This window comes from Pedobacter hartonius, assembly GCF_900107535.1.
Taxonomy (GTDB): domain Bacteria; phylum Bacteroidota; class Bacteroidia; order Sphingobacteriales; family Sphingobacteriaceae; genus Pedobacter; species Pedobacter hartonius.
Window position 1 is genome coordinate 107016 of record NZ_FNRA01000014.1, and the last position, 21221, is coordinate 128236.

Annotated in this window: 21 protein-coding genes; 11 read left to right on the forward strand and 10 right to left on the reverse strand. The window is 44.6% G+C overall.

Translation table 11 applies throughout. The features are described 5' to 3' along the window. Window positions 1-128: 128 nt before the first annotated feature. The 4 genes from BLW16_RS20285 (at window position 129) to BLW16_RS20300 (ending at window position 2068) form a co-directional block, all read left to right on the forward strand. Window positions 129-482 (forward strand): hypothetical protein, encoded by a 354-nt coding sequence (locus BLW16_RS20285; protein ID WP_090559707.1) that lies wholly within the window; start codon window positions 129-131, stop codon window positions 480-482. A 160-nt stretch (window positions 483-642) separates the two neighbouring features. Next, entirely contained in the window at window positions 643-1239 is a 597-nt protein-coding gene (locus tag BLW16_RS20290) for a DUF421 domain-containing protein (RefSeq protein ID WP_090559708.1), read from the forward strand. Window positions 1240-1302: 63 nt separating this feature from the next. Further along, a complete protein-coding gene (locus tag BLW16_RS20295; protein WP_090559709.1) occupies window positions 1303-1740 on the forward strand; it encodes a hypothetical protein in 438 nt (145 codons plus the stop codon). A 1-nt stretch (window position 1741) separates the two neighbouring features. Further along, on the forward strand, window positions 1742-2068 hold the full coding sequence (locus BLW16_RS20300) for a hypothetical protein (RefSeq protein ID WP_139298370.1): 327 nt from the start codon (window positions 1742-1744) through the stop codon (window positions 2066-2068). Here the strand turns inward: BLW16_RS20300 and BLW16_RS20305 are convergent. The 3 genes from BLW16_RS20305 to BLW16_RS20315 all read right to left on the reverse strand — a co-directional run bounded on the left by BLW16_RS20305 (window position 2063) and on the right by BLW16_RS20315 (window position 5013). Next, window positions 2063-2629, reverse strand: a complete 567-nt coding sequence (locus BLW16_RS20305) for a DUF1543 domain-containing protein (protein WP_090559711.1) — start codon at window positions 2627-2629, stop codon at window positions 2063-2065. The genes BLW16_RS20300 and BLW16_RS20305 overlap by 6 nt on opposite strands. 16 nt (window positions 2630-2645) lie before the next feature. Then, window positions 2646-4346 carry an FAD/NAD(P)-binding protein gene (locus tag BLW16_RS20310; protein WP_090559712.1) on the reverse strand — a complete coding sequence of 567 codons (1701 nt, stop codon included), beginning with the start codon at window positions 4344-4346 and terminating at the stop codon, window positions 2646-2648. A gap of 73 nt (window positions 4347-4419) precedes the next feature. Next, a complete protein-coding gene (locus BLW16_RS20315; protein WP_175470658.1) occupies window positions 4420-5013 on the reverse strand; it encodes a chemotaxis protein CheB in 594 nt (197 codons plus the stop codon). Between the two features lie 157 nt (window positions 5014-5170). Between BLW16_RS20315 and BLW16_RS20320 the strand changes: the two genes are divergently transcribed. The 4 genes from BLW16_RS20320 to BLW16_RS20335 all read left to right on the forward strand — a co-directional run bounded on the left by BLW16_RS20320 (window position 5171) and on the right by BLW16_RS20335 (window position 8852). Then, window positions 5171-5845, forward strand: coding sequence for a hypothetical protein (locus BLW16_RS20320; protein WP_090559714.1), 675 nt, complete (start codon window positions 5171-5173; stop codon window positions 5843-5845). A 93-nt stretch (window positions 5846-5938) separates the two neighbouring features. Further along, window positions 5939-6265 (forward strand): hypothetical protein, encoded by a 327-nt coding sequence (locus BLW16_RS20325; RefSeq protein ID WP_090559715.1) that lies wholly within the window; start codon window positions 5939-5941, stop codon window positions 6263-6265. 330 nt (window positions 6266-6595) lie between these two features. Then, window positions 6596-7711, forward strand: a complete 1116-nt coding sequence (gene serC, locus BLW16_RS20330) for a 3-phosphoserine/phosphohydroxythreonine transaminase (protein WP_090559716.1) — start codon at window positions 6596-6598, stop codon at window positions 7709-7711. A 1-nt stretch (window position 7712) separates the two neighbouring features. Continuing rightward, window positions 7713-8852: a DUF1015 family protein gene (locus BLW16_RS20335; RefSeq protein ID WP_090559717.1), complete on the forward strand. Its 1140-nt coding sequence runs from the start codon at window positions 7713-7715 to the stop codon at window positions 8850-8852. A 141-nt stretch (window positions 8853-8993) separates the two neighbouring features. On the opposite strand, the gene BLW16_RS20340 is transcribed toward BLW16_RS20335, so the two are convergent. The 3 genes from BLW16_RS20340 to BLW16_RS20350 all read right to left on the reverse strand — a co-directional run bounded on the left by BLW16_RS20340 (window position 8994) and on the right by BLW16_RS20350 (window position 12160). Continuing rightward, on the reverse strand, window positions 8994-10079 hold the full coding sequence (locus BLW16_RS20340) for a GAF domain-containing protein (RefSeq protein WP_090559718.1): 1086 nt from the start codon (window positions 10077-10079) through the stop codon (window positions 8994-8996). Window positions 10080-10155: 76 nt separating this feature from the next. Further along, window positions 10156-11406, reverse strand: coding sequence for a DUF2252 domain-containing protein (locus BLW16_RS20345; protein WP_090559719.1), 1251 nt, complete (start codon window positions 11404-11406; stop codon window positions 10156-10158). Between the two features lie 430 nt (window positions 11407-11836). Continuing rightward, the gene (locus tag BLW16_RS20350) at window positions 11837-12160 is read right to left on the reverse strand and encodes a hypothetical protein (RefSeq protein WP_139298371.1); all 324 of its coding nucleotides are present in this window, start codon (window positions 12158-12160) and stop codon (window positions 11837-11839) included. A gap of 212 nt (window positions 12161-12372) precedes the next feature. Between BLW16_RS20350 and BLW16_RS20355 the strand changes: the two genes are divergently transcribed. From BLW16_RS20355 to BLW16_RS20365, 3 genes are all read left to right on the forward strand, one after another. Continuing rightward, on the forward strand, window positions 12373-13557 hold the full coding sequence (locus BLW16_RS20355) for a GAF domain-containing sensor histidine kinase (protein WP_090559721.1): 1185 nt from the start codon (window positions 12373-12375) through the stop codon (window positions 13555-13557). A gap of 141 nt (window positions 13558-13698) precedes the next feature. After that, entirely contained in the window at window positions 13699-14298 is a 600-nt protein-coding gene (locus BLW16_RS20360; RefSeq protein WP_175470659.1) for a GAF domain-containing protein, read from the forward strand. A 68-nt stretch (window positions 14299-14366) separates the two neighbouring features. Further along, on the forward strand, window positions 14367-14708 hold the full coding sequence (locus tag BLW16_RS20365) for a hypothetical protein (protein WP_090559723.1): 342 nt from the start codon (window positions 14367-14369) through the stop codon (window positions 14706-14708). Between the two features lie 69 nt (window positions 14709-14777). Here the strand turns inward: BLW16_RS20365 and BLW16_RS20370 are convergent, their stop codons facing one another. From BLW16_RS20370 to BLW16_RS20385, 4 genes are all read right to left on the reverse strand, one after another. Continuing rightward, entirely contained in the window at window positions 14778-17846 is a 3069-nt protein-coding gene (locus BLW16_RS20370; RefSeq protein ID WP_090559724.1) for an efflux RND transporter permease subunit, read from the reverse strand. Then, on the reverse strand, window positions 17843-18913 hold the full coding sequence (locus BLW16_RS20375; RefSeq protein WP_175470660.1) for an efflux RND transporter periplasmic adaptor subunit: 1071 nt from the start codon (window positions 18911-18913) through the stop codon (window positions 17843-17845). The genes BLW16_RS20370 and BLW16_RS20375 overlap by 4 nt, the downstream gene beginning before the upstream one ends. A gap of 1 nt (window position 18914) precedes the next feature. Beyond that, the gene (locus BLW16_RS20380; protein ID WP_090559726.1) at window positions 18915-20300 is read right to left on the reverse strand and encodes a TolC family protein; all 1386 of its coding nucleotides are present in this window, start codon (window positions 20298-20300) and stop codon (window positions 18915-18917) included. Window positions 20301-20460: 160 nt separating this feature from the next. Beyond that, entirely contained in the window at window positions 20461-21069 is a 609-nt protein-coding gene (locus BLW16_RS20385) for a TetR/AcrR family transcriptional regulator (RefSeq protein ID WP_090559727.1), read from the reverse strand. Between the last annotated feature and the right edge of the window lie 152 nt (window positions 21070-21221).

Below are 21221 nucleotides of genomic sequence, written 5' to 3' on the forward strand. Positions count from 1 at the left end.
AAATTTATCTGCTCAGCAGGCTGCACGGACACGATACGGTAAAAATAACCTTTGTTTTTTAAGGATAAAAATCCATAATTTTAATTGGCTAAACCAAGGATAAAGAGAGTTTTTATTGGCTAAATTTTATGGATAATTACAAAGTAAAAGTGAAGAAACTGAACAGGTCTGCTTTCAGTACCATCATGGTTTGGCTGGAAGACCCGGCAGACCAAACCTTCAATGCTGACAACATCAGGCAACAGCTGCTCACCCTCGCCTGGATAGCAAACCATGAGGGTTTACAGCGTAGATTAAACATTTCCGGGAGGGACAGCGAGAAACTGATTAAAGGGATGTTCAATAAATTCAAGGAAGATTTTTCAGACGTTGTCATTAATCTTTACCAGGTGACAAGTGTAGAGCAGGTACTGAACATGCTCAGTCTGATCGCAAAATTTATTGAAGATTGCATCCAGGAAAACAACAAACAGCTTGGTTAAGAAAAACTGGTGGCAATAGCTACCAGTTTTTTCAGGACACTTTATTTTTCAATACAGCTTTATAATTGTTGAGTTTTTCGATTGCAGGCAATATGTATTCATAGAAACAGTTCAGCACTGCCGACGAATCGCCGGGCAATCCAAATATCACCTGGTTATCATGTTTATCATCATCCTGATTACCCTGCGTGCATCCGGCAAACGCGGCATCAAACAACTTTCCATCTTTGAACTGGTATTGATCATCGGCCTGGGTTCGGCTGCTGGAGATCCCATGTTCTATGAGGATGTAGGTTTACTGTCAGCAATTACTGTGTTTCTTGTTATTATTCTGCTCTATATCGGTATTACCAAACTAACTGATAAGTTTACCTGGCTTGAACGGCTTCTGGAGGGTAAGGCTACTTATCTTCTCCGTGACGGGGAAATCATCCTTGATGCCTTTAAAAATTCTTCCCTATCGAGAGATGATTTTTTTGCAGAACTTCGCTTATTGAACGTAGAACATCTGGGGCAGGTGCAAACTGTGCTGATCGAAACATCGGGTGAGTTCAGTGTGCTATATTTTTCAGAAGAGAAGGTAAGACCCGGGCTGACCATTTTCCCACATATGCTGGAAAGCCAATTAACTGATAACAGTACTGTGGCCTGCTACAATTGCGGCCGTCTCTGCTCAGTGCCAGCAGGAGAACAATCATGTGTAATTTGCGAATGTGATACCTGGGTTATCCCGATGGAAACGAAACGCCAGTCTTAGCACTATACATTATATAAAAAAGATAAATAATACCCCGCTTATTATCGAAAATAATTACGGGCAATGAGTTTTTGGCTTTCTGCACAACACACAGGTTTGTTTTCCAAAATATTCAGGTTCTTTAAACTTTGGCATGAATATTTTATTGAAATGTTTGCCAGGGTTTGGCGTGAAGGCTTAACTTTATCAGGTTCTGATACCGCGGCGGATCTGGAAGTGGACGGACTGATAAAAACATTCTATTTTAACTTTGAATACCGCGCAATTAAGATGCAGAAGGTAAAGACCATCTGTCTACTACATACTGCAATAGATGTAACAGAACAGATCATTAACCGTGAAGCCCTGCTGAAGACGCAGGTGCAGGAACAATTATATCTTAAAGAACAGGAAATAAATGAGCAGCTGGCCACAGCTCCGCCACGTTTCCGTTCCGACCAGTCATTTGCCGGTTTCATTGCCTCCTGTATCGATATCACAGGCCGCAAACTTGATCAATGATATGATGCTTGAGATCTGGAACAAAGATCATAGTGTGATTAGCACACCTATGGGCAGTGTAGTGCTGAATACCGGAAATGAGTCTGTTTTAAAAACATTTGATCATGTATTTACTACTGGCGAAGCCTATTATGGCAATGAATCCCTGGCGATATGCTCTCATAGACAGGCAAAGAGGGAAATCTACTTTAATTATGTATTTCAGCCATTAAAAGATGAATACGATAATACAGCTACTATACTCATTACAGCAAATGAAGTAACCGATCAGGTACTTTCGCGCTTAATTTATTACCGCCGAAGTGTAAACCTGAACTTCATTCTATAACTTATCTAATTTAAAATATCCAAGCTGAACCTGGTCTGCAGGCAGATCTGCAGCTGGAGTAATCATAATCTTGTATTTTTCCTTCTGTATAGAACTCAGTATTTCATCGATCCTATAGATATCATCTACATCAATCCCATATTTTTCGTCAATATGGGAATTGGCTCCCATAATCGAATTGGTTTCGAAAAACACCGTTTTCTTGGCCGCCTGTACTGCCTGTACACGGTCGTCCTGCACAGTTAAAACAACATAATGCTGTTCTTCCAGTTTATTTTCCTGGTAACCGCCCAAATTGATAAAGAACAGGCTTTTGACTGAAGGCACCGCGGGATCCGCTTTTAAAAGCACGCGGACCTGGTAACCGTCAACCATATTTACCTCGCGCCATCCGTCTATATGGATACTGCTACCTGCCTCCGGCCAGAAGGCTATGATTTCCGGTATAAGCTCTTTCAGTGAGCTTGCTGCAGCAAAAAAATAATCGTGCTGCTCTACATTTCTTTGAGGTGCTTTTGAACCAAGTAACAGCATATATAATTTCAGATCAGACGTATCCATGCACCAAATATAAGAATTACAGAATGGACTTCACAATTGCAGCTGATGCAGCCTCACAGAAATCAAGTCCTGAATAATCGGGGTTATACCCTCCAATATAGGGAACAGCCATAATATAAACCCGTTCATTCGGCGCATTGTTTTCATCGATGGCCTGGAAGCTGTCATTGATCGTGATTCCCGGAACTTTCAGGTAATAATTGCCCTTACCATCTGTTTCAACATTCTCATTTTCAATTTCTCCGGCCCCGGTACAACTATCGTTAAACATCAGCCTGGCAGGGGTAACCGTTTTCCGGGAGCGCAGACTTTTATAAGGTAGCTCATGGAACGACATATGCGGCTGCCCCACGCAATCTATAAAGGTTTTAAAATGCTCAGACTGAGCGTGGCCGTCTTCGTCAGTATAATGATAGATGACCCCCTTCTTATTGTCTACTTCAATACGGCTGTCATCTCCAACGGATAGAATATCAAGCACACCGGCATCATAGAGGGCAAGCATCTCCTCAACAGAACTTTGCGGAACAAATGCAATCACAATGGAAATCAATGGCATCAATACTTTTTGCAAACGCTGCATATCTTCAGCAGACAGGTATTTGGCAGGATAATTCATGGCAAAGCTGAGCACGCCCAACATTTCCTTCCAATAAACCGACTCCTTCCGCCTGATAGACCTGGCAGCTTCAATGTATTCAGCTTTAAATAACACAAAAGCCGGTACGCGTTCCCTCAAGTCCATCATCGATGCCACAAAGGTCTCTATATCCATATCTTCGATCAGGCTGTAAAACTCAGGGTCTTTCTCCTGGAACATCTCTTTGAAGTTCTTCTCAAAAACATAATCCAGTGAAAGGAAACCGCTGTTCTCTGCCCTGTTGCTGTTCACTTCCTCTTCACTCAGTACTGCATCTTTCATCAGGTGTGAGTCTTCCAGGTGAAACCTGATGGCAGGTAACATGCCGTTCCGCGAATGCATAAGCAGCTTGAAATCCGGGCTGTCATCGGCCAGCTGATAGGAAAGTTTACCCTGAGTATCTGTACTGAAAGTACCGTTATGCCTGGCCAGGGTCCTGATGGCATCAATAGCCGTTAATGACGATCCCTTGATGGCTACAGGGTGGTTAACCCTGATTTTCAGTTTTGCCGGTGGATATGGAGAATCATAATAACCGGGCACTTTCCCCTCATATTTAACAGGCCAGTTATGCCCCGTACAGATAATCACATGGTCATATTCAAAAACATCTATCCCTCCTGCTTCAATCATTACTGTCCCCCGTTCAGGATGATCGGTAATATCGGTTACACAGCTGTTAAAATGTATGTTGGTGGCCATACCCGTTTTTTCGGCCTTTTGCTGCAGCAGCTCAAACTGTGCCGACAAATACTGTCCGAATAATAACCTCGGCAATACCTTATAATCATTAAACTTACCTTTATCAAGATGAAACCGTTCAAGTGTTTTTTGGGGTACAGTTTGTATCCATTCAGCGATGGGCGTAACCAGCTCAGGAATTTCATTACCAGAAACATTGGTGATATGCTCTTCATTTGCTCCTTCGGCGCTATAGGGCATTCCCGAACCAAGACTTTTTTTCCTTTCAAATATATCAACAATGAGATCACCGCGATCGGCATCTACGAGTCTCTTATACATGAACAGACCACTTGGACCTCCTCCAAGAATGGCAATACGTTTTTTATTTTCCAATTGACGATGGGATATGTAAGCCTTATGTTTTAAGGTTTGAACATTAACAAAGAATATTGCTTTTGGTTTTATACTATGGAATATCGGCTTGTGATACCTCCCCCTTTATCATCTCACTCAGCAATTTAGCAATTTCAAATGGCGAAAGGATAAAATTAATGGTTCCCATATCGATTGCAGTTTCCGGCATAGAAGGGAATGCAGCCGAATGGGGGCTCTGCGCGAAAGTGATTCCTCCATTGCTGAAAATCTGCCGGCTGCCCTTAGCCCCATCGCCATCTGCACCTGAAAGCACAATGCTGATCACCCTTGTTCCAAAACTTTCGGACAAAGACTCAAATAAGATATCAATTGCCTTGTTAATGAGCTCAGATGATCCTCTTTGCCGAATGATGATCTTGCCATCTTTTACTGTAACCATCGCCTTCTCAGGTAACATGTAAACGGTATTCACTTTTATCCTCTCCCCGTCAACGGCAGGCTTTACTATTAATCCCGTATGCCTGGCCAGCAGTTCCGGTCCGGCGCTGACAAAATTAGCCGAAAGATGCTGTGCAACGATAAAAGCAGCATTCATTTTATTGGGCAGTCCATCAAATATTTCACACAAAGGTTGAAACCCACCCGCAGACAATCCGATGCCTACTACATAAAATGAATTTTTCATATTAACAACTATGTGATGTTCTAAGTTACAATAAAAATTCTGCTCTTTTTTTACTGCGTGATGCCAGTTGATAATTTCCATTAGAATATTGGATACTATTTATTTTTTAACGCTATATTTATTTAACAATAACAACTCAAAGCCAAATAAATGCCGTATGAAGGTTTCCAGAAATGATCCCTTTGATTTGAATCTCTCTGTCAGGGGATTGGGTGTCATGATGACGTATGTACATTCAGATCTGTATGAGTATATGTATTATCTCACTTTTAAACGTGCAATGAAATCCCATGTAAAAGATTTCAAAAACGCGTGGGACCAGCACATTGAAGATATGGAGTTTTTCAGGGATACCAACGATACCTTCGTGCTGAATTGCTTTAGTGCGGCACTCAAAATCATCACAGCCAAGCAGGAATTGGTGGTAAGATATGGAATTTATGAACAGGAGGACCTGCTCACCAGAGTAGTCATATCTGAATCCTACAGGTTTCTGCCCAGAATACTGATTTTCAAAAGGTCCAAAAGTTACAAGAAGTTAACCGCATATTATGAAAGGGCACTTTCAGAGTGTATAGAAGCTTTTTATGCTTATGCCTGTGTTTTCACCGCATCCAGCAATAAGATTCCGCTTGTACTGAAAAGACAATTTAAACAGCCGGGAGCCGCGTCACTCCGGCTGCTGAACCACGATGATCACAATGTACAGCTGCTGAGCGACCTCATCACTGGCCTTACAAAAGACCTCGAAGAATTGAAGGCAATGAGGGCTAAAAAATATAAGAATAAAAATATTGACCCTTCAGATCTGAATTCAGCGTTTTACGTCTGAAAGCTGCACGTCAGCCGGAAATTCTATTTTTCATCCCGTTTGTTGATATGGCCAGTATATTTATCACTCCAAATAGCTATATTAGGTGCCGCTATGATTTTCAGTAAAGAAAAAGTAAAACTTCAAAAAATATCGGCTTCACTTGCAGCTATTCAACTATTTAACCAGGTAAGCCTGCTGGTCCTTAATGATGGTTTCGTAGAATATGCGAAGATCATCCGCGTCCTGTTCAAAATGAAACCAAATGTGTTTGCAAACCTCTATAACTATGACCTGGCTGAAATCAGGAGCCACAAGAGGGCCGTTAAAGAAGACTTTGCTGATGAAACCCAGCAGCGAAACTTCATTCTCTACAAAGACGCTGTCATGCATGCCATTGAGAGCGCAAATGAATACATCACTGATTATACGGAGTTCTGATAAACGCCTTTACCTTAGTGTACTTTTTATACTTTCATATCTTTTAGGAATACGGGGCCACGCAAATCAAATTTTACCGAATTAATCTCATTAAAACGATAATCGAAAATAAATGCCGATTCATCATCAACAGTCATAGTGTAAAAACTACATTAATGGCAGTCAATCTGCACCGCCGGAAAAATTAAATTCCGAACAGCTCAGGATTGAAAATCCGAAACAGAATCATTCCAATACTTTTCCCGTCAAAACAGGTTTTTTTCCCAATCTTCGGCAATCATGAGACAATCCTGATTAAAGCGCTGAATTTTGCAGCAAAACCAAATAGAAATGCAAGTACTCAAAAAACACAACTTTGGTGCAGGCCCTTGTATCCTGCCCGGCTCTGTGCTGCAACAGGCCGCAAATGCCGTAGTGAACTGGAATGACAGCGGCCTCTCCATCCTCGAGGTCTCGCACCGCTCTCCGGAATTTGAGAGCGTAGTACTCAAAACACAATTACTGATCAGGGAATTACTGAATGTTCCACAGAGCTATGAAGTGCTTTTCTTACAGGGAGGTGCAAGTACGCAGTTCTCTATGGTAGCCATGAATTTCCTGCAGGGCAGAGCCTGCGGAGCATATCTTGACACCGGCTATTTTGCGCAGAAAGCGATTAAGGAAGCGAAACTGTTTGGAAAAGTAGCCATTGTTGCCTCATCGGAAGACAAGGACTACAGTTATATTCCCGACCATTTTGAAACGCCTTCCGATGCAGCATTTTTACATTGCACATCAAACAATACGATTGAAGGGACAGAAATGTTCAGCTTCCCGGAAACCAGCGCCCCGCTGATCTGTGATATGTCGTCCGATATATTTTCCAGAACCATCAATGTCAGGGATTTCGACCTGATCTATGCAGGTGCACAAAAGAACATGGGTCCGGCAGGTATGACCCTCGTGATCGCCAAAAACGAATTCCTGAACAGTGTAAAACACGCCTTGCCCTCCATGTCAGACTACAGGGTGTACCGCGATAACCAAAGTATGTTCAATACGCCGCCTGTGTTCTCCATCTATGTGTCTATGTTAAACCTGTTATGGCTCAGGGAACAGGGAGGTGTAACAGGCATTCAGCTGAAAAACCATAAAAAATCTGAATTACTATATGAAGAAATAGACCGTAATCCACTTTTTTATGGTACAGCAATGCCGGCACACCGCTCAAAAATGAATATCACCTTCAAAATGCATGACCCGTCCATGGAAGCCGAATTTTTAAGGTTCGCCGCGGGACATGGAGTGGTAGGAATTAAAGGTTACCGTACTGTAGGTGGTTTCAGGGCTTCCCTTTACAACGCACTGCCCCTGTCAAGCGTAGAATTTTTAGTGCAGGTGATGCAGCATTTTGAAAAAGAGAAGACAATGGTTTATTCTATGGGCACACAAATTGCTGGCTCGTAGTATGGCCAACATTAAAGCGTTCAGAGCAATCAGACAGCGTACAGATGACAGTTCTGTTGAAAGAGACCTTCAGGCCTGGCTGGAACCGGGCCTGAACTACGGAGGAGATCTTAAACCCTATTTACTGACATTTAAGCGTTTACTGAAAGACGGCTTTTACCTGAAAGAAGAAGGACCCGCAATCTATGTGTATGAAAATCACAGCAGCAGCGGAATACAAAGGGGCGTCTGGGCGCTGACCAATGTTCAGGACAGCACAGACGGAATGATCGTCCTCCATGAACAGACCCTGCCGGAACATGAAGATAAAATCAAAGCCTACCGGGAATATATCGGCCTGGAGGGCGAGCCTGTACTGCTCACCTATTACCCGCAGCAGGAAATCAACAACCTGATGGAAAGCGTAGTCAGTTCGCAGCAGCCGGAAAGGATAGTTCAGGCGGAAACTGCCCACTTGCTGTGGAAAGTCAATGAAGCCTCATCGATAGCAGCTTTTCAGCGGTCTTTTGCCTCCCTTAAGAATGTGTACCTGGCCGATGGCCATCACAGGCTCGCCGCCGCGGCACATCTCAAATCGGATGAACAACAGTGGATTTCAAGTTTATATATATCCACTGACCAGCTCAGGATCAGGGAGTTTAACCGGCTGGTCATTCCCGCCAGTATCATCAATAAAGAAGAGCTGTTTGAACTGATCTACCGTTATTTCCACGTCTCCGCCATTCCGTACAACAGAGCTTATCAGCCCGATCAGCAGCATCGCCTTGGCATGTGTTTCCATGGGGAATGGTACCAGCTGGACCTCAGACCTGACTTGTCTGCGCTAGCGCAGGAAACAGATGCTTTGATCTTACAGGAATATGTGCTCCAACCATTCTTCGGCATCGCCGACCCGAGAACGGATGACAGGCTCCATAATTTCAGTCCGGATGGCGGATGGGAAAAGTTACTGCAGGAACTAAGGCATCAAGTATCTTCCATTGCTTTCACCCTCTTTCCCATGACCGTTGAGCAGCTGACCAGGCATGCCGGCAAACAAAAACCGCTTCCGCCAAAATCTACATGGATAGAGCCGAAAATACCCTACGGACTGCTGATGTACTGTTCCCTGCAAAAGGAACACAATGGAATCACCTTGTAGTTACATCAGGCAGGCCACCTGTTGAACTGATCCCGGCAGTGAAAGATAGAATCCTTATACCTATGATTAGCCGTCAGTAAATTAGCTATTATTTTAATATTTCAGATGTACACCTTCAGTGTTCAGCAAGGATAGCATCACCTATTCCGTTAAAAACACGATCGCCCTGATTCGGGTATCCAGCTCGTTCGTTGCCCTCTCCAGTACCATTAGTTCTTCCCTGCCAGCCGTATAATCACAGTGTTTGAACAACTCCATGAGGCCTAAAATGGAAGCCACCGGTTTCCTGAGTTCGTGCGACTGTATGTGCGCTATTTTCATCAGGCGTTCATTTTTATCCATCATCTCTTTTTCATGAACCTTTTTCTCTGTAATGTTGGTAGCGTTATAATAGATGCCAATGATCTCCCCGTCAGCATTGTAACCAGGCTCTAAAGCTACTGACCACCAGGTACTGTCATTTTCATGTTTCACTTCACGTTCATAAAATACCGGATCTCCAGCCATCGTCTTCTGGTATTCTACCACAAAATCCTCCAGGTGTTCTTCATCCAGAATCTGCGCCATAGTAATACCAACATACATCAGCACCTTATTATTTTTTCCGATAAAATCTGCAGCATTTTGGTTGAAGGCAATCACTTCCATTTCCTTTCCTATCACCATATGTATGGTTCCTGTACTTTCCAGAAAGGCCTGTAATTTATAATCCGAGTCCTTAGCTTTTACAAACTGGTTCTTTACGATACTCAGGCTGAACTCCATTTCCATGATCTCTACAATCCGTTTGGCCATCATACCCAGCAAATGCCTCTGGGGCTCAGCTAATTCTTTACTTACCTGGCCCATAATACACAAGCTTCCAACGCTGTATCCGTCATGGGTAATCAACGAGCAACCGGCATAAAAACGAATCCTGGGTTCACTGAGCACCATTTTATTATGGGCAAAACGGGGGTCCTGCAAAGCGTCAGGAATGATCAGTAAATTATCTTCCTCTATCAGGTACTGAGAAAACGTATCTTCCCTTAAAAGTTCCTGAATCTCTATTCCCCTTCTGAATCTGATGTACTCTGTTCTTTCATCAAGCAGGGTGATCATGGCTACCGGTGTATCACATAAGGATGCTGCGAGTTCTACCATCTCCTGCATTTCTGCTTTTCTATTGATATCAAGTTGTAAAAAACGCTGCACAGCCTGAAGCCGCCTGGGATCATTGTAAGGCATAGAGAGGAATTATCTATCCCAAGATACCTTTTTCATTCGATGTTTCAACGGGAATCGCAAGAATTTATCAGCTCATTTAAACAGTGGCATGTGTATCAATTGTATTGGTGGTACTATACTCATTTTCAAATGCCTTACCTCCGTATTCCTTTACAAATTGTTTATAATCGCTTTTTACATTTTCAGCATCATTCACCGCATAATCCAGTACAGCTTGTTTCCATTTGGCTACGTTTTCTCCAAAAGCTTTCAGCTCATCAATGATGGCCGAACCGTTCATTCCGCCGCTTCTCAACTGTGAGGAAGCCGTCAGAACGGCCATATCATCCACCACCTGGTACAGGTCACGGTACTGGTTTTTGATCATTTTAAACTCCAGTGTATCTTTTACGGGCTGCAATTCCTGGATCACATATTCCTCGCCTCTGAATTCAGTTGTACTGAGCAGGGATGGAAATACGTTTTGCATCCGCTGCTGTACTGAAATGATCCGCTGCGCATTGTTCTCCCATTCCGGCTGTTTGACCGTCAGATATGGGGCCAATGAGGAGTCGAAAGATTGTTTCATATCAACAATCAGGTATTTTTCTTTGGTATTGGTGCTTTTCAATAAGATCAGGTACCGCTTTACCCCTATGCTGCCTGTACCCGCCAGCCGGAAAACTGCGTCCTTTACCTTATAATTATAGGGGCCGTCGTTACTTTTCTGTATCCACTGCGTCACGTGCTCTTCCAGCTGTTTTTTCAGCTCCTTGTTCAGTTTAAAATGCCGCTCATGCCTGAGGGAGAGCACTACCTTGTTTCCTTTATTTTCGGTGCGCTTTTCCAGGATCTCCCTGTAAGTGCTTTTCTCGGCTTTTTTCAGGAACTCAGTGACTATTCCCCTGGAGGTTCTTGGTTCTATACCTACCGCCTTGCCTTTGCACAGCGTAGCGGCATAAGTATTGATAAACAGTACGCCCATGTTCTGCGCCTGCTCCTGGTCTATATCAAGCGCGTCAAAAGCGATAAAGATACTGGTCACCAGCCTCAGCACTTCCCATAGTGCAGGTGCCAGCACAGCCTCATCAAAATCATTCAGGTCAAAATAGACAAGTTTATTGTTTCCCTTATAACTACCAAAATTTTCCAGGTGAAGGTCTCCACATATCCAGGCCAGGGGTGATGAAGGGAGGTGTTTTATTTTGCTGAGCCTCTGGTAGAACAGGTGACAGGTGCCCCTAAAGAAACGGAAAGCATTTTCCGTCATTGCCTCATATTTTAACTTAACCATTTCGGGTAAACGGCTTTTATTGAATGCTTTTAACTCATCAGATAATTCGGACATCGCTACAAATTTCAACAATAACCAAGAATAGCGGCTATTGTTTAGAAAATCTAAGGAGTTTTTTTTCGCTTACCCTTACCCTTACCCTACCTATTGAACCTGGCCAGGTCATCGATGCTGATCCTGGGTTTGATCACAATCCAGTTCAGTTTAATCTTTAGTACATCATGCGTATGCGTAATGGCAGCATTTGCGAGTGATTTTACCCGGTTAGTTTATCCTGCGTCATTTCAAAAGGAAGTTCCCATGTCAGCACCTCGGCGGCGAATCTGATCAGCTCATCTTCCTTGCTTTTGTAAAGCTCCATCTATAAATCAGCTGATAAATACTGATAATTTAAAGATAGGAGAATAGACAAGCACCGGAGATCAAATAGCTAAACATCATCTAAATAGACCGTAATAATCTGTAAACGAAAATCCGTCTGCTATTATTGAAGATAACTCGTAATGTATTCGGTAGTTCTCTCAATTGCCTGCACAATAGAATCCCGGTAAACTGCAAAATTAACCTGACGCGCCTTATTTGTAAAGCTTTCCTTGGTAAATTTCTTGTTGTTTTTGATTTCCCGCAAATCGTAATTGTATAGATTACCAAATATATTGGGCTGTTTGGTATATAAGGCCTTTATAATGACGGCATATTCCCTGTAGCTATCATTAATGATCTCCATATTGAGTTCATCAACTGTCTTCACGTTCTCCACGCTCATCAATAGTTTTTCAAGTTTCGCCTTTTCCTTACTGAAGCTCATAAATTTAAAAGTAATATCATAATATATCAGTGTATACGAAAAATTGGGGCAGCTGGTTTTGCCGCAACAGCTGGTAAATCCTTTAAGCCGCGGCCCCATATTTCAGGCTTACTCCCCCATGGTGTAGAACTTTAAGAATAAAGAATTAAACATTGTTGATTATGTTTTGAATATGTTTAAATTGCAATGATATATTTTTTTGAGCAAAACACATGTCGAACGATACTGAAGCTAAAATACAGGCCGAAATTGAAGTCTTTAACCGTATACCTGCCGTTAACAGCATTCTGGAAGTAATCTGCCGGACCACCGGGATGGGATTTGCTGCTGTTGCGCGTGTTACCGAAGAACGCTGGATAGCCTGCGCAGTAAAGGATACTATCAATTTCGGACTAAAGCCAGGTGAAGAGCTGCAGATTAAAACAACGATCTGTTATGAAATAGAAAAAAGTAAGGAAGCTGTCGTTATTGACCATGTTGCTAAAGATAAACGGTATGCCAATCATCATACCCCCCTGCTCTATGGATTTCAAAGTTACATCTCCATTCCTATCACGCTCAGTAACGGACGGTTTTTCGGCACACTTTGCGCGATAGATCCTAATCCGGCAAGCCTCAATACACCTGAAACCATTGGCATGTTTAAACTATTTGCCGATCTGATCGCTTTTCACCTGAATGCAGTTGAACAGATCAGAGTATCAGAAATAAATCTGATCGAAGAGCAAAAAACCTCTGAAGTGCGCGAACAATTTATTGCAATTTTGGGTCATGATCTGCGAAATCCCGTTGGCGCCATCCGGAACAGTGCACAACTGCTGCTCCGCATGCCCTTGGACGACCGTGCACTTCGTCTCGCCAATATTATTCAGGACAGCTCGTACCGCATCACCGGATTGATTGACAACGTCCTTGATTTTGCAAGGGGACGTTTGGGTGAAGGGATTACTTTAAACAGAAATCCCAATGCACCCCTTGAAGCCACCCTCCACCAGGTGGTCACCGAACTGCATGCAATATGGCCTGGCCGCGGTATTGATATCGACATGAAGCTGGATGAGCCGGTCAATTGTGATGCAAGCAGGATTGCCCAGCTATTTTCCAATCTGTTAGGAAATGCCCTGACCTACGGCGCGGCAGACCAACCGGTAAGGGTTAAGGTTTTCAGTAAAAATGGCGAGCTCAGGCTGCTCGTAGCCAACTGTGGCCAGAAGATTCCGTCTGCCAAGATTGCCCGCCTCTTCCAGCCGTTCTCCCGTGGTGCGGAAGAACAAAACAAAGATGGACTGGGCCTGGGATTATATATCGCATCAGAAATTGCACGTGCGCATGATGGCACACTTGAAGTCGTATCTTCCGATGATGAAACCTGCTTCACGCTAACCATTAAGGCCTGAAATTGCATGTACCAACCGTAGCTGTGCCCATAAGCAGGCATTTACCCTGCCCCATTCTGGGAAGATATATTTTCGCAGTCTTCAATAAAGACACCTTCTGATACGCTGAACAGAAATTCCAGTACAACGTAAATGGTTAAAATGAACACAAACCGTCGTGCAGGGCTTAGCGTATATACAGCTAAACCACAAATCATTTACATGGAAAAAAATCCGGGAAAAAACCTAATTCCAGCAAACGATACCGGGCGTGTTCAGGCGCTTAACCGCTATCAGATTCTGGGCAGCACTCCTGAAAGATCTTTCGATACTATTGTTAAACTTGCTACCCAGTTTTTTAACCTTCCCGTCGCACTGATCAACTTCGTAGACCGGGAAAGTGTATTTGTGAAAAGCCATACCGGCCTTGATGGCATAACAAGCAGTCCAAGGAATGCCAGTCTTTGTTCCCTGGCAATGTTAACCGATGAAGTAACAGTTTTTGAGACCATACCACTGGCAGATCCCTGTCTGCTGGCCAATTCGGTTTCCGCTGCCGAACTGGGCTTCAAGTTCTATGCAGGCGCCCCCCTGATCACCTTTGACAGTTTCCGCATCGGAACAATTTGTGTGATGGGATATGAAAAAAGAAAATTCTCCGGGAAAGAAAGGATCCTGCTACAAAATATGGCAACGATCGTGATCAATGAGATAGAATTACGCCTTCAGGAGATCAGCATGCCGGCAAATTCAAAAATTTAACCGGAAGCCTGCGAAAATATTATCATTTCTAAAAAAATATAATATTTTTATTCTACCAAACAAAAACTATGGAGAAGTACAGATTGATTGTTAAACCTGTATATCGGAAGAAATTTACCGGCATTATGTGTTTTCTGGCAGATCAGGCATACACTGATGATGATATCAGATCAGGAAAAAACAGGACAACAGCATTGTGTTGGGTAGCCTACAAAGATGACATTGAAAGAATGATGAATAAGTATCAGAATATAAATGTAATTATCACAGCAGAATTGCTGAGATGGCAGCTGGAATACAAGGGGGTAATAGATGAATTAACCCCGCTTACCTCCTCCGGGCAACTCGGAGAAATGATCACTACCATGGAAAATTTTATCAGGAACACGATCTCCGACTTATATGATTAGGCCTTGGAAATAACAAGTCATTGAAAAGCCGCCCCCCCCTCCCTGGGGATGAGCGGCAAAAATAAAGATCTAACCTGCTTTTTCATCTTCTTCTTCCGGTGTTACCGCCGGAGGAATCAGTTCGTAAATGATTGGTGTTACAATTCTTGATAACAGTGTAGAGCTGATCAGCCCCCCGATCAGTACAATGGCAAGCGGAGAGATCAGCGGGTTGGTAGATACTGCAATCGGGATCAGTCCGCCGATCGCCGTCAGCGAGGTTAGTACAATGGGTAAAAATCGTACCTCACCGGCTTCACGGATGGCATCCTGAAGACTCGCTCCCTTACGCCTCAGCTGATTGGTAAAATCAACCAGTAAGATCGTGTTTTTCACTTCTATCCCTGCCAGGGCAATTAAGCCTACTACGGCAATGAATGACAGGGAATTGCCCGTAAGCCATAATGCTACCGCGGCGCCTACTATCCCCAGCGGAATGACCGACAGGATGATTAATGTGCTTTTAAAGGTTTTGAACAGCAATACCAGCACTGCGATAAACACAAATACGGTAACTATGATAATGCTCTGGAACCCCCCGAACGAGTTGTTCTGCAATTCCACTTCACCACCCATCTCATAGCTGTATCCTGCCGGTAATTTCATTTTATTCATCTGCTGTACCACATCCTGGATTACACGGTTGGCCAAAAATCCGTTTTTCAGATTTGCCTCTACTGATACCACACGTTTTTTCTCCTGGTGACTGATCACCGAAGGAGAGGCTTCGAGCTGCAGAACGGCGACCTGGTTTAGCGGCAGTGCATTGCCCATGGCGTTGTTCACATACAAATTACGGAATGCATCCAGGGTAGGCCTTCCTTCTTTCATACGGGTAAGCAGTACCGTGAAGCCGTATTTATTATCGTTATTATAATAGGTGCCCATATTCAGTCCTATTACTGCCAGCCTGGCGATCTGATCAATATTGATGGACGAAACGCCCAACTGCTGTGCCTTTTCCTTGTTCACAGCAATACGGATGTCGCTCTTCAGCAGGTTGACAGGATTGTTGATATACATCGTACCGGGAATCCGCTGCAAGAGTTTCTCAACTTTCAGGCTCAGGGAGCGTAGCATGTCCAGGTTATCGCCAAACAGACGCACCTCAACGGGGGCTATTAACGGAGGCCCCTGTTCAAAGTTCTTTACTTCCACCTTTGCGCCCGGATAATGTACCCAGCGGTGCTGAAGTTTTTGTATCAGTGCAAGTTTTTCATCAGGGCTGGTCTCCTCGTCCAGCTGTACAAACAGCTGTGCAAAGTCGTTACGCGTATTTTCAGGGATCACATTGTAATAGATCCGCGGGTTGCCCCTGCCGATGTTTGATGCAAAGTATTTCATTTGAGGCTCCTGTTTCAGCTGTTTCTCTATGGCCCTGGCAACGGTATCGGTATAGGGCAGGCTGGACTGGATTGGGGTAGTGATATTGATCAGGAACTGCGGTTTCTCAGATGCTGGGAACAGGCTGAAACCAATGACTCCAAGCAGGTAGATGGAGCCGGAAAACAGCACTACGGCAATCCCAATCGTGAAAAAAGGTCTTTTCAGTGCTTCGTCCAGCAAACGTGCATAACTGCCATGGATCAGTTTTTTCATTCCCCTCATCAGAAAGTTGCCTTCAGGGTTCCCGGTATGATCTTTCAATAAGCGGCTCGATAGAAACGGGATGATCGTCAGCGATACGAACATGGAAGCCAGCACGCAGAAGATCACTGCCAGTGGCAACCCCCTCACAAAGTCGCCCGATCCTTCCGGTAAAAATACCAGGGGCATGAATGCAATAATGAGCACAACCGTACATCCCACAACGGCCATTCCAATCTGGCCTGTAGCTTTCAGCGTGGCATCTATCCGGCTATGCCCTTCCAGCATCCAGCGCTCAATGTTCTCCACCACCACAATACTGTCGTCTACCAGCAGGCCGAGGGCAACTACCAGCCCCACAATGCTCAGCTGGTTGAGGCTGAAACCGAACAGCTGCAGCAATACGATCCCGATAGCCAGCGAAAGCGGAATGGAAATCATCACAATCACGGCAGGGCGAATACCCAGGGGAAGCAGTGTGATAGCAACCAGTAGGATGGCAATGATAAAATCATGCCCAAGCCCGGTTAAACGCCTGTTTACATTATCCGCCTGGTCAAAATTCTGTACCAGGTCTATATTCCCCGGCAGTTGCTTTTTATAATTAGCCAATACCTCTTTGTAGGCTATCTGAGTTTTACTAATATTTTCCTTATCTTTTTGTGCGGCAACTACAAACACGCAGCGATGTCCGTTCAGGCGGGCAATGTGCTGCTCCTCTCCATAACCATAGTATACCCGTGCAATGTCCTTCAGCAATATACTTTTACCTCCGGCCGAATATACGATCGTATTATTCACCGCATCAAGCGTCCGGTAATCGTTGGATTTGATGTTGAAGGTTTTCTGCCCCGCATCAATACTGCCGCCCGGTATGCTGGCCATTTCACTGTGAAGGCTGTTCATAACCGCGCTCAGCGGCAAATGCATCTGTGCCATCTTCTCCAGGTCGAGCTCTATGCGTACCTGCTGTCCCGGTAATCCGAAGATGGACACCTGTTTGAGCGAAGGTACTTTCTCCAGGTCGTCCTGCAGCCTTTCAGCATAATATTGCAGCCGGCTCCGGGCCGCATTTTCTGAAACCAGTGCTACCTGTAGTACATTCACATCGGTAGGCTGCTGTTTCTGTATTTCTATACTTGCGATATCTGCAGGAAGTTCGGAACGCTTGCCGTTTACTTCACGCACGATCTCCTGGTATTTGGACTCTACATTGCTGCTGTACAGATATTCTACACGGATGACCGCTACGCCATTGGCTATACTGGTGCGCAGGCGTTTGACATCGTCCAGGCTGGAAATGGTTTTCTCCAGTGGCGTCACCACGCGGTCCTCAATATCCCTCGGACTGGTGCCGGGATAAGTGATGATCACCGAAAACGATGGCGGATGCAATTCAGGATCTTCTGAACGGGGCATATTGAACATCGTGGTGAGTCCCAGTGCAATGATCATGATCAAGATCACCAGGGTAAACTGGCCGTTTTTTACAGCATATTCAGAGATCTTCATTTTGTGGCAGTTTTAGAGGGTAAAACGGAGATCATACTCTGATCTGTCAGATAGGCTGATCCTGAAATGATCAGTGCAGTTGCATTTTCAAGGCCATGGCTGATAGTGACCGTATTTTTATCGATACCTGCAACAGTCACCTTCAGTTTCTTCGCGGTTTTGTTGTCATTGGTAACAAAGACATAACCCGTGCTTCCGTCTCCGTCCAGCAGGGCTTCATAAGGAATCTGCCAGCTGCTGCTGCCAGCGGTTTTTCTTCCCGGCTCAATGATCGCCTTTCCGAACATTCCCGCAGCGATAGCCTTTGGTTTTTTTCCCCTGAAACTGATGTCGGCAGAGAAGGTTCCCGTTGCCTCATCCACCCCTTCAGATTTACGGGTCACTACTCCTTCAAATGACTGCCCGGGTAAGGATGAAGTCTGGATATTCGCATGGTCGTTCAGTTGCATTACCGCCCATTCATTGTCGCTTATCCCTACCCTCAGCATCCATTTGCCGGATTCGGCACCGTTTGTTTTCAGGATGGCCATACCCGGGCTGACCTGCTGACCGGTATTGGCCAGTTTGCTTAAGATATATCCATCCTTAGGTGCATGGATCTCCGAGTACTGGCGGTTGAAACTCGCCATATTTAATTGCTGCTGACTTTGCTGAAGCGCGGTTTTGCTGTTTTGCAGCTGCTCCAGCGTAGCCACGCTGTCCCTGTACAGGTTTTGTGTACGCTGGTAATCACGCTGTGCCTTTTCTACAGATAACCTGGCCTGCTGAACCTGAGCGTTGATCTCTATTGGGTTCAGCGTAGCCAGCAGCTGCCCCTTTTTTACCGCATCACCTTCCTTTACATTCAGGCTGTTGATAATACCGCCTGTTTTAAAGGAAAGCATCACTTCATCATCCGTGGTAAACTGTCCCGAAACTGCCATGGCAGCGTTAGCATTTTGTTGCGTAAGTGCCATCACCCGTACCGGAATGGTATCTGTTTCCGTTTTTACAGCTTCCGGATGGCTGCTGCAGGAATAAACCAGCGGGATACACAACAGCAGGCACATGTATTGAATCGTCTTCATATTAATTTGCATTAGGGTTATTGATTGGATAAGTGGCCTGACCACGTTCCAGCTCGGCAAGGGTAATCTGCAGGCTTGCCTGCGCCTCTGCCAGCTGGAGCCGCGAAGAGGTAAGCTGGTTTTCGGCATCGATCAGTTCGAGGTATAATAGTTGTCCTGCACGGTAGGCTTTGAGTTGATCATTGTAATATTTAAGGGCAAAGCTGAGCTGGGACGTAGCGCTTTTATAAGCGGCTTTGGCCGACTGGTAGTTATTGTACGACTGGTCAAGTTCAAGCGCCAGCGACTGCTGTGCCTGGTCCAGCCGGGCCGTGGCAGCATTGAAGTTTGCGTGCGATTGCTGCGCACGGTACTTACGTTGGCCACCGGTAAATACGTCCCACTGCAGGTTTACGCCCCAGAGATAATAACGGGTTTTGCTGTTCACATTGAAATCGAAACCCTGTGAGCCAAGGTCTATAAAAGTATTCAGCTTGGGAATAAATCCTGATTTCTGCAGTTTCTCATCCAGGGTGTATACCTGCCTTAATGTTTCCAGCTGTTTCAGTTCCTCCCGGCGGCTCACCCCTGCCGTGGTATCAGGCAGGGTAAGTACTACCGCGCTGACAATGCTCTCCGTATATACAGAATCCTTCAGCGGACGGTTCAGCAGAAAGTTAAAATACGAACGGGCATTCTGGCTATTACGCTGCGCCTGTATCAGCGCAGCATTTGTTTTCTGCTGTTCGGTTTGTGCACGCAGCAGTGCCGTTCCGTTACGGATGCCATTGCGCAGCATGCTTTCATTCACCCTGACATTTTCGTTAACGAGCGTCATGGCACTGTTGTATGTCGCGATGCCCTGTAAAGCCTGGTAATACCGATAATATGCTGTTTTGATGTCTTTTACCAAAGCACGTTTGTATACGTTCACTGCGGCCTGCTGGCTGCTGATCTGTTGTTGTTTGATCAGTTTGTTGTAGCAGATCTCCGCATTGATCAGCGGCAATGAGGTACGTACCTTAGTATCGTAAAAGTTATTGGGGTTCAGGAGGAACGACTCGTTCTCCAGATGGGGGTAAGTATTGGTACCGGTTAGCTGGTTCAGCGCCGTATACACCGGGTTCACCAGATCGCCCACAGGCACATCAATGGTACGTCCGCCGGCCGATTTCGTATAACTGGCCAGCAAGCTTACTGTAGGCAGGTACATAGCCTGTGCTTCTTTGAGGGCAGACAAAGCTCTGTCCAGATCAAACTGCTGCTGCTTTAAGCCCTGATTGTTTGCAAAAGCAATGGCAATATAGTCATCCAGTTGCTCCGGGTTGGCCTGTCCGTAGGCAGCAGGCAGGGCGGCACAAATCACCCAGATCAGCAGCAACGATTTTTTTATAACTGATGTATACATAATAAACAGTGTTTAGTAATGAGGCAAAAAAAATAGCGCGTTATAAATATAATTTATTCTTTAAAGGACGAGTGTTATCCTTTTGTTAAAAACGGGATTATTGTAATAGTATTACTATATATTCAGACTAAACAGTGTTCAGTATTGTTACAAAAAAAAACTACTTAATCAGTTGTTTAATGTAACCTTCCATCGCAGCAGCCAGTACTTTTGGTATTTCTTTTTCCTCTGCAATCATCTTCAGGCGGCAGCGGAGATGCAGCGAGACCAGTCCATGGGCCATAGCCCAGCACTGCAGTGCGGCCTGCTGCAGGTCTGTCACCTTCAGCAGGTCTTTATCGATACATGATTCCAGACAGTCCAGCAAATATTCGAAGCACTCGCCACCGTTATCTTTGTGCAGATTTTCATCAACGTTCATGGGGGCCCGGATGATAAACATCAGGTCATACAGTTCAGGGTTTTTCAGGCCGAACGTCACATAGGTCTTACCAATCTGCAGCAACCTTTTTACCGGGTCCTTATGTTTGGCTTTAGTTTTAAAATCTTCCAGCATTTTAAGATAGGCATCGCGCTGTACTTCGTAGAGCAGCTCGTCTTTGTCCTTATAATACAGGTAAATTGTACCCGGGCTATATTCAATGGCATCTGCAATATTACGGATGGAAGTTTTTGCATAACCATCTTCCAGGAACATCTTCATGGCCGCAGACCTGATTAGCTCTTTCTTGTCAATTTTTTCCCGTTTTTTTCTTTCAGATATCCCCATTCTTTGCTGCGCACCTCTCAAACGAATTCTGCACGGGTCAAATATACTGAATGGTGTTCAGTAAATAATATATTTTTTTTGATATTACAAAAACTGGCTACAAAAAAGCCCGGAGCCTTTTTAAAACGGGTTCCGGGCTTTTTTATGACGGA

Bases quoted from the DNA above. Each gene is read 5' to 3' on its own strand.
- BLW16_RS20285 (WP_090559707.1), top strand. From the start codon at position 129: ATGGATAATTACAAAGTAAAAGTGAAGAAACTGAACAGGTCTGCTTTC.
- BLW16_RS20290 (WP_090559708.1), top strand. From the start codon at position 643: ATGTTTATCATCATCCTGATTACCCTGCGTGCATCCGGCAAACGCGGC.
- BLW16_RS20295 (WP_090559709.1), top strand. From the start codon at position 1,303: ATGAGTTTTTGGCTTTCTGCACAACACACAGGTTTGTTTTCCAAAATA.
- BLW16_RS20300 (WP_139298370.1), top strand. From the start codon at position 1,742: ATGATGCTTGAGATCTGGAACAAAGATCATAGTGTGATTAGCACACCT.
- BLW16_RS20305 (WP_090559711.1), bottom strand. From the start codon at position 2,629: ATGGATACGTCTGATCTGAAATTATATATGCTGTTACTTGGTTCAAAA.
- BLW16_RS20315 (WP_175470658.1), bottom strand. From the start codon at position 5,013: ATGAAAAATTCATTTTATGTAGTAGGCATCGGATTGTCTGCGGGTGGG.
- BLW16_RS20320 (WP_090559714.1), top strand. From the start codon at position 5,171: ATGAAGGTTTCCAGAAATGATCCCTTTGATTTGAATCTCTCTGTCAGG.
- BLW16_RS20325 (WP_090559715.1), top strand. From the start codon at position 5,939: ATGATTTTCAGTAAAGAAAAAGTAAAACTTCAAAAAATATCGGCTTCA.
- serC (WP_090559716.1), top strand. From the start codon at position 6,596: ATGCAAGTACTCAAAAAACACAACTTTGGTGCAGGCCCTTGTATCCTG.
- BLW16_RS20335 (WP_090559717.1), top strand. From the start codon at position 7,713: ATGGCCAACATTAAAGCGTTCAGAGCAATCAGACAGCGTACAGATGAC.
- BLW16_RS20340 (WP_090559718.1), bottom strand. From the start codon at position 10,079: ATGCCTTACAATGATCCCAGGCGGCTTCAGGCTGTGCAGCGTTTTTTA.
- BLW16_RS20345 (WP_090559719.1), bottom strand. From the start codon at position 11,406: ATGTCCGAATTATCTGATGAGTTAAAAGCATTCAATAAAAGCCGTTTA.
- BLW16_RS20350 (WP_139298371.1), bottom strand. From the start codon at position 12,160: ATGAGCTTCAGTAAGGAAAAGGCGAAACTTGAAAAACTATTGATGAGC.
- BLW16_RS20355 (WP_090559721.1), top strand. From the start codon at position 12,373: ATGTCGAACGATACTGAAGCTAAAATACAGGCCGAAATTGAAGTCTTT.
- BLW16_RS20360 (WP_175470659.1), top strand. From the start codon at position 13,699: ATGAACACAAACCGTCGTGCAGGGCTTAGCGTATATACAGCTAAACCA.
- BLW16_RS20365 (WP_090559723.1), top strand. From the start codon at position 14,367: ATGGAGAAGTACAGATTGATTGTTAAACCTGTATATCGGAAGAAATTT.
- BLW16_RS20370 (WP_090559724.1), bottom strand. From the start codon at position 17,846: ATGAAGATCTCTGAATATGCTGTAAAAAACGGCCAGTTTACCCTGGTG.
- BLW16_RS20375 (WP_175470660.1), bottom strand. From the start codon at position 18,913: ATGAAGACGATTCAATACATGTGCCTGCTGTTGTGTATCCCGCTGGTT.
- BLW16_RS20380 (WP_090559726.1), bottom strand. From the start codon at position 20,300: ATGTATACATCAGTTATAAAAAAATCGTTGCTGCTGATCTGGGTGATT.
- BLW16_RS20385 (WP_090559727.1), bottom strand. From the start codon at position 21,069: ATGGGGATATCTGAAAGAAAAAAACGGGAAAAAATTGACAAGAAAGAG.